This window comes from Pararhodobacter sp. SW119, assembly GCF_017811755.1.
Lineage (GTDB): Bacteria > Pseudomonadota > Alphaproteobacteria > Rhodobacterales > Rhodobacteraceae > Pararhodobacter.
This window is the reverse complement of record NZ_JADDJF010000024.1, coordinates 15,921-27,735: the sequence shown is the minus strand read 5'-3', so window position 1 is coordinate 27,735 and position 11,815 is coordinate 15,921. Positions and strand designations below refer to the sequence as shown.

Genomic DNA, 11,815 nt, shown 5'->3' with positions numbered 1-11,815 from the left:
CGGGGGCGGACGAAGCGGTTAGCGGAATATCAACCTTGCCGGGGTGGCATGGAAGGGGGCGCGGCGGCTCGGTCAGGGCGGGTGTTCACATTCTCGACGGTTGCCTGAATCGGTGGATTTCGGCAGGCTGGGGACAGTTTCAGGAGACGTTCAGACAATGCGCATTTCACGACCCGACCTGCGGCCCCTTCTGACGGCGGCGATGGTCGCCCTTCTTCCCGGCGTGTTGGCGGCCGGCGACTGGTACATGCCCGCCGGCGACCGCGCCGCGCAATTCGCCGCCTTCAACGAGCCCGTGCGCCGGTCGGTGGTGGATTTCCTGCCGTTCCGCGCCAGCCGCAGCGCGGTGCTGGAGGACGGCACGCCGGTTCGCCTGACGGTGCTGAACGCGCGCGTCCAGGACTGGTTCGTGCTGGAGACCGGGCGCGAGGCGCGGGTCTGGCATCTGGAAAACGCGGCACCCGAGATCTTCTCGGTCACGCTGGACACCGGCGCGCTGCCGGCGCTGATCGTCGCGTCGGAGGCCGGCGACGTGACCTGCCGGCCGTGGGAAGGCGCGCTGGACGAGGCCGCCGCCACCGGGCTGCCCTATGCGCCGATCTGCGACGGGCGGCTCTATCTGCGCAGTCCGGGGTCCGGTTCGCGCACCGGGCGCGAGGCGGTGGCGGAGTTCCTGCGCGGTTATGTCCCCTTCGGCGAGAACATCGTGACGCTGGTCAAGGATACGTTCTACCGCGACGCCTGGATGCAGACGAGCGCGACGCTCGACGGCACCGACGCGGGCGATGTGGTCGAGGCGCTGGGGCGCGCGCGGCTGGCATCGCATCCGGTGATGCGGGCCAATCTGGATGTGGAACTGGTCGGCGCCTCGGGCCGGCAGATGGAGGCAGGGGCGTGGTACGCCGTCGCCGATGCGCCGGGGGTCTACGCCAGCGTCGTGCAGCCGGGCATGATCGACCGCGAGATCCTGTCGCGCCGGGGCGAGGCGGCGGGTCTGGACGGGGTCGAGAACCGCGCCGATGTCTGGCTCTTCGGTTTCGACCTGGCGCATTTCGAACTGGGCTACGAGGTCGGCACCGACCATCCGGCGGTGAACTGGTCGCCCCGGCCTTCCGGCGCCGGGCGCAACGCCTCGCTGCCGGGTCCGGACGGGTTTTCCACCACCGCGCCGCTGGCACGGACCGGGATGCTGAGCCCGGCGCTGACCGACCGGGTCGCGGCGATCTTCGCCGGGGGCTTCAAGCGCGAGCATGCGGCCTGGCGGCGCGGGCCGATGGCGACCAGCAACCACGGGCATCACTACGGTTTCGTGGTCCATGGCACGGTGCTGAGCCGCCTGCAGCCGGGACTGGCCACGATCTATGCGCTGAACGACGGCACCATCGGCATGCGCGCTTGGCGCGAAACGGACGCACAACTGTTGCCGCGCGTGCGTTTCGCGCGCCAGAACGGCGTGCCGTTGATCGAGCCGCACCCCGAGACCGGCGAGCCGGTGCCCGGCCGTCTGGTGCGCGACTGGATGGGCGGCAACTGGTCGGGCTCGGCCGAGGCGCAGCTGCGCACGCTGCGCGCCGGCGCCTGCCTGCGCGAGGCCGAGGGGCGGTCCTTCCTGATCTACGCGGTGTTTTCGTCCGTCACGCCCTCGGGGATGGCGCGCACGTTTCAGGCCTATGGGTGCCAGCACGCGATGCTTCTGGACATGAACTCGCTCGATCTGACCTATGCCGCGATCTACACGCGAACGGATGCGACGGGCGCGTTGCAGATCCACCACCTGGACCGGCGCATGGCCGGATCGGACACGCGGGGGCGCGACGGGCGGCTGATGGCGCGCTTCGTCGAATACGCCGACAACCGCGATTTCATCTATCTGCTGCGGCGCTGAGGGGGTCACGATGAAGTATCCCGGACATGGAGTGATCGCGCAGGTTGCTGCGGTGGCCGTCGCGGCGGCACTGGCGCTGACGGCCCCGTTGGCGCCCCAGGCGGCGGCGCAGACCCTCGCCGAGAACAACGAGCGCATGCTGCGCGAGATGCAGGCCGAGCGCGGGCTGTCGAACGCGACGATGGCGCGGGTGCGCGAGATCTTCGCCGGGTCGCAATTCATCGGGCAGGGCAACCCGACGATCACCCGTCATCCGATGACGCCCGAACAGGCCGCCGCGCGCCTGGGCGGCACGGTCGAGAGCGTGCGCCGCAGCTACCGCGACCGCCAGTACGAGCGGATCTGCGGACGCCCCTGGGAAGTGCCGCTTTACGATCCGGCGACCCAGCGACCCGAGGACGCGACGGTCTGCGCGCAGATGTTCGAATATCCCAACGTGCCCTTGGCCTATCCGGTCGTCTGGGTCACCGCGCGCGAGGCGGCCCTGCTATGTGCCGCCGAGGGCGCGCGAATGGGCGACGCGCATGAATGGGAGGGCGCGGCGGCGGGTAGGCTGCTGGCGCCCGACTACCCGTTCGACCGGGTACGTGGAATGGGGGCAAGCCCGGCGGTGAACACCATGCGCCGCTGGCACAACGAGCGCCATGCCGGCACGCGCGGGCAGTATTCGATCGGTGACTGGCGCGCGGGCGTCTGCGCCACGGGCAGTTCCAAATCCTCGGGCTGCGACGGGGGCAACTGGCGCACCTGTGGGTCGAACACCTATCCGACCGGGGCTTTTCCGCAGTGTCGCAGCCCGCTGGGGGTCTACGACATCGACGGAAATGCCGCCGAGCACATGAACCTGCCGCTAGCCGAGGACCAGATGGCCAGTCGCGGGTCCCAGACCCTGGGCGTGACCGAGATGAAGGGATCGTGGTTCATCTGGGACCAGATCCGCGCGCATGAACACTGGGCGCGTTGGCGCGCACCGTTCTGGCATGGCAGTCGCGTGCTGGATTCGCGCAGTCACCGTAACTACCATCTGGGCTTCCGCTGTTTCCGCGACATCGGGTGACGTCTTTACAAAACCAGAAATATAGTTATATTGGCAGCATGAATCAGGATGCCGCTTTTTCCCCGACCGTCCGCGCGCTGGCCGCGCTGGGGCATGATGCCCGTCTCGCCATCTTCCGCTTGCTGGTTCAGGCGGGCGAGGATGGGATGCTGGTGGGCGAGATCGGCGCGCATCTGGGGCTCGCCCCTTCGACGCTGGCGCATCATTTGAACGCCTTGGTGGCGGCGGATCTCGTGATTCAGGAACGCCGGGGGCGCGAGGTCGTGAATCGCGCCAACTACGATGCCATGCGCCGGACACTGACCTACCTGACCGAAAACTGCTGCACCGGGGTAACCACGCGCACCGACGCGGCCTGAGTTTTTTTGACCTGAAAAAACTACATGACTGGAGATGTCGATATGACTGATGTCACTCCGATCCCCGCCGCGCCGGCCTGGCGGTGCGGTGCGTTCTGGCGCAAACAGCGCGTCTGGCTTGCCGCGGCCGCAATCCTGGCGGCGGTGACCGTTTTCGACCTTGGGCAGGCCGACGCGTCGGTTCGCTTCATTCTGGCGTCGCTGGTCAAGATCGCGCCGTTCCTGTTGCTGTCGGTCGTGATGGCCGGCTGGGCGGGGGCGACCGGCGCCGACGAGTTGATCGCGCGCGCCTTTACCGGGGCGCCGGCGACGATGATCGCGCTGGGGGCGCTGGCGGGGGCGCTGTCGCCCTTCTGCTCGTGCGGGGTAATCCCGCTGATTGCGGCGCTGCTGGCGATGGGGGTGCCGCTGGCGCCGGTCATGGCGTTCTGGCTGGCCTCGCCGCTGATGGACCCGTCGATGTTCGTGCTGACCGCGGGGGTGCTGGGGGTGGAGTTTGCGCTGGCCAAGACGCTTGCCGCCATTGCCCTCGGCGCGGCCGGCGGCGTGGTGGTACATGTGATGCTGGGCACCGGGGCGCTGACGACGCCGCTGCGCCCGGGGATCGGCGACGGCGGCTGTGGCGGCAACCGCGTCCGCGCGCCGCGACCGGTCCTGTGGCGTTTCTGGATCGAGCCGGCGCGTGTGCAGAAGTTTCGTAACGAGGCGCTGTCGATCACGCTTTTCCTGGCGAAATGGCTGACCCTGGCCTTCCTGCTGGAAAGCCTGATGCTGGCCTGGATCCCGGCAGAACTGGTCACCACGACGCTGGGCGGGCAGGGGCTTTCGCCGATCGTCACCGCGACGCTGGTCGGAGTGCCGGCCTATCTGAACGGCTACGCCGCGCTGCCGCTGATCGGCGGGCTGATCGGGCAGGGCATGACGCCGGGGGCGGGCATGGCCTTCCTGATCGCAGGTGGCGTGACCTCGATCCCCGCGGCCATCGCGGTCTGGGCGCTGGTCCGCCCGCCGGTCTTCGCGCTCTACTTGGCGCTGTCGCTGTCCGGCGCGTTTGCGGCGGGTCTGGCGTTCCAGTTCTGGGTGGCTTTGTAGGGAATAGGGGTGCGCAGCCTATGGTTGCGCGCCCCCCAAGTCTTGCGCCAAGGGCGGGTCGGTGGTCTACTGATGGGCCAATCAGAACAAACGACTCGAGCAGCCCATGTCCGACCTTCTTGCCGGCGCGACCGACAGCTACGATGCCCATTCCATCGAGGTCCTGGAAGGCCTGGAGCCGGTGCGCAAGCGGCCGGGGATGTATATCGGCGGCACGGATGAACGCGCGCTGCACCATCTGGTGGCCGAGATCCTGGACAACGCGATGGACGAGGCAGTGGCGGGACATGCTAGCCGCATCGAGATCGAATTGCACGCCGATCATGCGCTGACCATCCGCGACAACGGCCGGGGCATCCCCATCGACCCGCATCCGAAATTTCCCGACAAGTCGGCGCTGGAGGTGATCCTGTGCACACTGCATTCGGGGGGCAAGTTTTCGGGTAAGGCCTACCAAACCTCGGGCGGGTTGCACGGCGTGGGGGTGTCGGTCGTCAACGCGCTGAGCGATCACCTGCGCGTCGAGGTGGCGCGCAACCGGCAGCTCTATGTGCAGGAGTTTTCGCGCGGCAAGCCGCAGGGGCCGGTGCAGCAGGTCGGCCCGGCGCCGAACCGGCGCGGCACGACCGTGACCTTCCATGCCGACGAGGAGATCTTCGGCCATCACCGGTTCAAGCCGGCGCGGCTGTTTCGCATGGCGCGGTCGAAGGCCTATCTTTTTTCCGGGGTCGAGATCCGCTGGAAATCGGCGCTGCCGGACGGCGACACACCGATGGAGGCCACCTTTCGCTTTCCCGGAGGGCTGGCGGATTACCTGCAGGAGCAGTTGGGCGGCGATCAGACCTATGCCGACAAGCCCTTTGCCGGCCGCGTGAGTTTTGAGGAGAAGTTCGGCGTACCCGGCCAGGTCGAATGGGCGATCAACTGGACGCCGGCGCGCGACGGGTTCGTGCAGTCCTACTGCAACACCGTCCCCACGCCCGAAGGCGGCACGCACGAGGCAGGCTTCTGGGCGGCGGTGTTGAAGGGCATCCGCGCGCATGGCGAACGCGCCGGCAACCGCAAGGCCGCGCAGATCACTCGCGAGGACATGGCGGCGGGCGGCTGCGCGCTGGTGTCGTGCTTCATCCGCGAGCCAGAATTCGTGGGCCAGACCAAGGACCGGCTGGCCACGGCCGAGGCCGCGCGTCTGGTCGAGGGGGCGGTGCGCGATCACTTCGACAATTGGCTCGCGTCGGATCCGAAATCGGCGGGCGCGATCCTCGACTATCTGGTGCTCCGGTCCGAGGAACGCCTGCGCCGCCGCGCCGAGAAGGAGACCCAGCGCAAGACCGCGACGAAGAAGCTGCGCCTGCCCGGCAAGCTGGTCGATTGCTCGGCCGCTGGGCGCGAGGGGACGGAGCTGTTCATCGTCGAGGGGGACTCGGCGGGCGGGTCGGCGAAGATGGCGCGCGAAAGAAAGACGCAGGCGCTGTTGCCGCTGAGGGGCAAGATCCTGAACGTGCTCGGCGCGGCCTCGGGCAAGATGGGGCAAAACGCCGAGATCAGCGATCTGTGCCAGGCGCTGGGGGTGGGGCTGGGCACGAAGTTCCGGCTGGATGATCTGCGCTACGAGAAGATCATCATCATGACCGATGCCGATGTCGACGGGGCGCATATCGCGGCGCTGTTGATGACGTTCTTCTTCACGCAGATGCGGCCGCTGATCGATCACGGGCACCTCTACCTGGCTTGCCCGCCACTGTTCCGGCTGACGCAAGGGGCGAAGCGGATCTATGCGCTGGACGAGGCGGAGAAGGCGGCCTGGCTGGAGAAGGGGCTGGGTGGCAAGGGCAAGATCGACGTGAGCCGCTTCAAGGGCCTCGGCGAGATGGATGCCAAGGACCTGAAGGACACGACGATGAACCCGGCGACCCGCAAGCTGATCCGGGTGTCCATCGACGAGGACGAGCCTGGCGAGACCGGTGATCTGGTCGAGCGGCTGATGGGCAAACGGCCGGAACTGCGCTTCCAGTACATCACCGAGAACGCCCGTTTCGTCGAGGAACTGGACGTTTGAACCGGTCCGAAACTGCGGCCCCGTTCCAGCGGAACGAACCGCTGCGCTGACCTTGGAGCGTGCCGAATCCGGGTGAAAACGGGTGTGTTCGCATGCGAACAATCATTCAAGATACTGATAAAAAAAGAAAATAGTTGTTACCGCAACCTTTTGTTTACCTGCTCCTGAGGCTGCGACGATGCTGCGGCCAAAGGCACCTGCCGACCGTCAGGCGCCATTCGAACCGGAGTTAGCGCGGCGTGTCTGCCGCGCGAAAGGCCGGCCCGCGAGGCGACCGAAGCAAGTGCCGAAGCGGCCGGGTCGATCGGGGGCGGGTTCGCAAGGAACGGCTGGCGGAAGGTCGAGCGCCGGGAGTGTGAAGGCTCTCAGGGCTTGGCCGCTACGTTCAATCCGTCGGGACCTCGGCGCCATCGAATTCGAAGACCGCGATGGAGATGTCGTCGGGAAAATCCTCGGTGCCCGACCAGCGCGAGAGATGGTCGAGTAGACCTTCGAGCAGGTCTTCGCCGCGCAGATCGGCCAGATGCGTCAGGATACGCGTCAGGCCCTCATGGCCCAGTTCTTCACCCCCGGGATCGGGGCATTCGGTGATCCCGTCCGACAGCAGGATCAGCCGTTCGCCCGCGCGCAGGCGCGTCTCAAATCCCGTGTAGCTTGCCCCGTCGATCAGGCCGATCGGTAACCCGCCGTCGCCCAGGAAGCTGAGCCCGCCGTCGAGGTGCTGGACCACAGGATGCGGATGACCCGCCTGCACCATGCGCACGCGACCGGTGCGCTGGTCGATCTCGGCATAGGCGAGGGTCAGGTAGCGTTCGGTCTCGATCTCGGACAGCACAAGGGTGTTCATGTCGGTGGCGATCCCTGCCGGACTGCGCCCCACCGGGCCATCGGGACCGGGTCCGATGGCGATGTTGTGCTCGGCCGACGCCCCGGACAGAAGCCCCGCGACGCGCGCGGTCATCAGCGCCGAGGCGACCCCGTGGCCGGAGACATCGAAGGAATAGAGGCCGATCAGGTCCGCGTTGATGCCGAAACAGCCCACCATGTCGCCGCCGACATGGCCGCTGGGGCGCAGCAACATGCTTGCCAGACCGCGATCGAAGCGCTGCTGGCGATCGCGCAGAAGCGAGAGTTGCAGCGCGCGCGCTTCGGTCAGGTCGCGGTCGAGCGAGTCGTAGAGGGTGCGAAGCTGCATCAGCGCGTCGGTCAGCAACTGGTTGCTGGCGCGCAGTTCGCGCTCCATCGCCAGCACGCGCTCGCCGGCGCTGATCCGGGCGCGCAACTCGCCTGCGTCGACCGGTTTCGAAAGGAAATCGTCAGAGCCGACTTCCAGCCCCTCGGCCACCGCCGCCTTGTCCGATTTCGAGGTGAGCAGGATGAAATAGATGTAGCGGTCCGAATCGAGGTTGCGCAGCGCGCGGCAGAAATCGATCCCGTTCATGCCCGGCATCATCCAGTCGGACAGGACCAGATCGATCTCCATCCGCTGGCAGAGCGCCAGGGCCTCCAGCCCCGAGGCGGCCTGCAGCACGTTGAAACCCCAGCAGCGGATGCTGGTCGCCAGCAGATGCCGCTGGGCACGCGAGTCGTCGACGACCAACACGTTGCGGATCGCGCGGGTCGAGGTGTCGAACTCGGGCAGTTCGATCTTGGGGAGCGGTGCAGTCACCGATATCACCTGGCGCATGAGTTCGGATTTTTCTGCTGGCTCGATGTTAACAACCGCTAAACCAGCCAATTGTATTTGTTTTCATTGTTCTGGTTTTTCTCGCTCGGGAGTTGTATCGTTCCGCGCGGGAGCGTTCGGAGAGCCGCGATGATCAACTGGCCGCATGTGGAAGAGCTCAAGGCGGAAATGGACGAGGCGTTCGACGAGGTCGTCGCGATGTTCCTCGAGGAAGCCGGCGAGGTCATCGCCCGCTTGCGGAAGTCGCCCGAGCCCGCGCGATATCAGGCCGATCTGCACTTTCTGAAGGGCGCCGCGCTCAACCTCGGGTTCGACCGTTTCGCGGAGCATTGCGCCGAAGGCGAGGCCCAGGCCGCCGCCGGCGCTCCCGAGGATGTCGAATTGTCAAAGATCATATCAAGCTATGATGATTCGGTCGCCGAACTGAAGAAGGGCCTGGCCACCCGCGCCGCGTGATCAAAGCAGGCGTCAGACCAGAAATCCAGCGAGGGTCTCGTCCAGGGTGATGTCGCGCCAGGTGAAGCCCGCCTCATCCATGCGGGCGAAGAGGCGGGCGAAATTCGCGGCATCCGACGTTTCGATCCCGATCAGCACGGTGCCGAAGTTGCGCGCCGATTTCTTCAGGTATTCGAAGCGGGCGATGTCGTCGTCCGGGCCCAGAATCTCGAGGAAATCGCGCAGGGCGCCGGGGCGCTGCGGCAACCGGAGGATGAAATACTTCTTCACGCCGGAAAAGCGCATCGCGCGTTCCTTGACCTCGGGCAGCCGCTCGAAGTCGAAGTTGCCGCCGGAGGTGACGCAGACCACGGACTTGCCGCGAATCAGATCGGCCAGGTCGGGCAGCGCGTCGACGGCAAGGGCGCCAGCCGGTTCCAGCACGATCCCCTCGACATTCAGCATGTCCAGCATGGTGACGCAGATCCGGTCCTCGGGCGCCTGAAGGACGTCAACGGGGTCGATATCGGCAAGCTGCGCGTAGGTCTGCGTCCCGATCCGGGCGACCGCGGCGCCGTCGACGAAGCTGTCGACGCGGGGCAGGGTGACCGGCCCGCCGGCCTGCAGCGCGGCGACAAGGCTCGCCCCGCCTTCGGGCTCGATGTAGCGCATGGCGCAGGGGTTTGGCTGCGTGTGCAGGTAGCGCCGGACGCCCGACGCCAGCCCGCCGCCGCCCACCGGCAGGACCAGCAGATCGGGCATGCCGCCGAGCTGTTCGAGGATCTCGACCCCGACACTGGCCTGACCCTCGATCACGTCGGCATCGTCGAAGGGCGACAGGAAATGGCCCCCCGTCTCGGCGCAATAGGCCTGCGCGGCGGCGAGCGCGCGGTCGAAATAGTCGCCGGTCAGCCGGATCTCGACCGCGTCGCCGCCGAAGGTGCGGGTCTTGGCGATCTTCTGCTGCGGGGTGGTGACGGGCATGAAGATCACGCCCTGCACGCCGAAATGCCGACAGGCGAAGGCGACGCCCTGCGCGTGGTTGCCGGCGCTGGCGCAGACGAATATGCGCTGGTCGGGATGGGCGGCCATCACCTTGCGCATGGCGTTGAAGGCGCCGCGCAGCTTGTAGGACCGCACCGGCGTCAGGTCCTCGCGCTTGAGCCAGATATCGGCCTCGAAGCGCTGGCTCAGATGGTCGTTGCGTTGCAGCGGCGTCGGCGGGAAAAGCTGGCGCAGGGCATCGCTGGCGTGGCGGGCGGCGGTGGCGAAATCGGTCATGCGCCCATCTAGGCGCGAAACGCGGGCGGGGAAACCGCTATTTCCGTTTCAGGCCGGTTTGCGCAGGTAGACGTAGTAGGCGCCGGTGCCGCCGTGGCGGTGATGCGCCTCGCGCACCTCCAGGACGGCGGGGGCGAGCGGCGGGCTGCGCAGCCAGCGCGGCACCTCGATCTTCAGGGCGCCGGGGCGGCGGGGGATGGGGCCCAGGTCATCGGCCGGCCGCGTGCGCCCCTTGCCGGTGATCACCAGCACCAGCCGCAGTCCCCGGGCGCGTGCCGACAGGACGAAGCCCGAAAGCGCCGGCTGCGCCTGGCCAAGGGTCATGCCGTGCAGATCGATCCGCGCCTCGGGGTCGAGCTTGCCGCGCTTCATGCGGTCGTGCGTGCGCCGGTCCATGCGCACCGGCGCGCGCGCCAGTTCCGCCGAGACAGAAGGGGCGAGATCCAGTTGCGGGCGAAGGGATGGTGGGGAGGGAGGCAGGAGCGAAGTCATAAGCCGCGCACGCGGGGGTTCAGCCCCCGGGTCGGGCACGGGCGACTGTCGCGCGCTGACCGCCGGGTCGGGCGAGGCTTGCAGGCGGCGGGTGGTGCGGGCGACGCGCTGCCAGATCTCGCGGTCTTCGTCGCTCAACCGGCGCGGCATCGAAGCCCCCTCTGCCGTCGTCTCCGTCCCCTGGTCGGGTGCGGATCAGCCGCCGGTGGCGACCAGCTTCCAGTTCGGGTTGTCCGACCCCATCACCCGCGCGAAGGTCCAGATGTCGCGTTGCTGCTTGATCGTGTTCGGATCGCCCTCGACGATCTCGCCCTCCTTGTTGCGCACGACCGAGGTCAATTCGCCCACGAAACGGACGGTGACTTCGGCTTCCTTGCGCTCGGTGTCGAAGGCGGCATCGGCGAGTTCGACTTCACGCACGCCGACGAAATTCGCGTCGACCTTGAGGCCCTCGCGCTCGCGCAACTGGACGACCTCGTCGAAGCTTTCGAAGACGTCGCGGGACAGGAACGGCACCAGTTCGTCCATGTTGCCCTTCTCGAAGCCCATGAGGATCATCTCGTAGGCGCCGCGGGCGCCCTGCAGGAATTCGCTCACGTTGAAATCCGGCTCGATCCGCTTCATCTCGGCCAGCGCCTTGGCCTGGGGCGACCCCGCGGAAACGTGATCGGTAATGTCCTCGTCCGCGCCGCCATCGATCACGTCGAAGCCGCGGCGGTTCGGCGCCTTGGTTCCCGGCAGGGCTTCGGGCGGGCGTTCATAGCCTTCGCGGGTGCCGAGCACACTGCGCAGCCTGAGGATCAGAAAAACGGCTATTCCAGCCAATACGAGCAGTTGAATCACGGCAGAATCCATCGAGTCCTCGGGGCGGTCGCATCGGGGGCGCGCAGCATGTTGCGCGCGTTGCTCTGCTATGTAAGGTGCCACACAGTCCGAGTCCACCACAAGCGCCCGGAAGGAGCGCAGAGATGCCTCTTGTGCTTGTCTTTCTTGTCCTGCCGCTGATCGAGATCGCGCTGTTCATCGTCATCGGCGGGCGCATCGGCTTGTGGCCGACGCTGGCACTGATCGTGCTGGGCGGGCTGTCGGGCGTGCTGATCCTGCGCGCCAACAAGGCGCGTGCGTCGCAGGTCATGCATCAGGGTCTGCAGGGGCTGTCGCCGGGTACGTTCCTGGCCCAGGGCGCGTTCCAGATCGTTGCGGGCATCCTGCTGATCCTGCCGGGCTTTCTGACCGATGCCGTGGGTCTGGTCCTGCTGCTGCCGCCGGTACAGCGCGCGATCCTTCGGGCGCTGAAGACGCGGGTGAAGGTCCAGGAGGTGCATCTGCAAGCCCGGCCCCACCCCGAGGGCGATATCATCGAGGGCGAGTTCGAGGCCCGGGAAGAGCCCGAACCGAAGCCGCGGATCGACGATCGCCGCGACCATTGAGGCGTCCGCGGTGACCTGCTAGACAAACGCCGAAACAG

Annotated in this window: 11 protein-coding genes; 7 read left to right on the top strand and 4 right to left on the bottom strand. The window is 67.3% G+C overall.

Going from position 1 to position 11,815, the window contains the following annotated elements; genetic code table 11:
- Window positions 1–157 precede the first annotated feature (157 nt).
- The 5 genes from IM708_RS13605 to parE all read left to right on the top strand — a co-directional run bounded on the left by IM708_RS13605 (window position 158) and on the right by parE (window position 6,452).
- Window positions 158–1,885 carry a hypothetical protein gene (locus IM708_RS13605; protein ID WP_209427118.1) on the top strand — a complete coding sequence of 576 codons (1,728 nt, stop codon included), beginning with the start codon at window positions 158–160 and terminating at the stop codon, window positions 1,883–1,885.
- A gap of 10 nt (window positions 1,886–1,895) precedes the next feature.
- Window positions 1,896–2,942, top strand: coding sequence for a hypothetical protein (locus tag IM708_RS13600; RefSeq protein WP_245243186.1), 1,047 nt, complete (start codon window positions 1,896–1,898; stop codon window positions 2,940–2,942).
- 38 nt (window positions 2,943–2,980) lie between these two features.
- The gene (locus IM708_RS13595; protein WP_209427117.1) at window positions 2,981–3,301 is read left to right on the top strand and encodes a metalloregulator ArsR/SmtB family transcription factor; all 321 of its coding nucleotides are present in this window, start codon (window positions 2,981–2,983) and stop codon (window positions 3,299–3,301) included.
- A gap of 42 nt (window positions 3,302–3,343) precedes the next feature.
- Window positions 3,344–4,393, top strand: a complete 1,050-nt coding sequence (locus IM708_RS13590; RefSeq protein WP_209427116.1) for a permease — start codon at window positions 3,344–3,346, stop codon at window positions 4,391–4,393.
- Between the two features lie 106 nt (window positions 4,394–4,499).
- On the top strand, window positions 4,500–6,452 hold the full coding sequence (parE, locus tag IM708_RS13585; protein ID WP_209427115.1) for a DNA topoisomerase IV subunit B: 1,953 nt from the start codon (window positions 4,500–4,502) through the stop codon (window positions 6,450–6,452).
- A 385-nt stretch (window positions 6,453–6,837) separates the two neighbouring features.
- On the opposite strand, the gene IM708_RS13580 is transcribed toward parE, so the two are convergent.
- Window positions 6,838–8,121, bottom strand: a complete 1,284-nt coding sequence (locus IM708_RS13580; RefSeq protein WP_348524975.1) for a SpoIIE family protein phosphatase — start codon at window positions 8,119–8,121, stop codon at window positions 6,838–6,840.
- A 147-nt stretch (window positions 8,122–8,268) separates the two neighbouring features.
- Between IM708_RS13580 and IM708_RS13575 the strand changes: the two genes are divergently transcribed.
- Window positions 8,269–8,595, top strand: coding sequence for an Hpt domain-containing protein (locus tag IM708_RS13575; protein ID WP_209427113.1), 327 nt, complete (start codon window positions 8,269–8,271; stop codon window positions 8,593–8,595).
- Between the two features lie 12 nt (window positions 8,596–8,607).
- Here the strand turns inward: IM708_RS13575 and ilvA are convergent, their stop codons facing one another.
- The 3 genes from ilvA to IM708_RS13560 are packed head-to-tail and all read right to left on the bottom strand — an operon-like array spanning window position 8,608 to window position 11,202.
- Window positions 8,608–9,855 carry a threonine ammonia-lyase IlvA gene (gene ilvA, locus IM708_RS13570; protein WP_209427112.1) on the bottom strand — a complete coding sequence of 416 codons (1,248 nt, stop codon included), beginning with the start codon at window positions 9,853–9,855 and terminating at the stop codon, window positions 8,608–8,610.
- A gap of 48 nt (window positions 9,856–9,903) precedes the next feature.
- Window positions 9,904–10,497, bottom strand: a complete 594-nt coding sequence (locus IM708_RS13565) for a Smr/MutS family protein (protein ID WP_209427111.1) — start codon at window positions 10,495–10,497, stop codon at window positions 9,904–9,906.
- A gap of 45 nt (window positions 10,498–10,542) precedes the next feature.
- Complete coding sequence (locus IM708_RS13560; RefSeq protein ID WP_209427110.1) at window positions 10,543–11,202, bottom strand: Tim44/TimA family putative adaptor protein; 660 nt, start codon at window positions 11,200–11,202, stop codon at window positions 10,543–10,545.
- Window positions 11,203–11,315: 113 nt separating this feature from the next.
- Here IM708_RS13560 and IM708_RS13555 point away from each other — a divergent pair, with 113 nt between their 5' ends.
- Window positions 11,316–11,777 (top strand): FxsA family protein, encoded by a 462-nt coding sequence (locus tag IM708_RS13555; protein WP_209427109.1) that lies wholly within the window; start codon window positions 11,316–11,318, stop codon window positions 11,775–11,777.
- The last annotated feature ends 38 nt before the right edge of the window (window positions 11,778–11,815 follow it).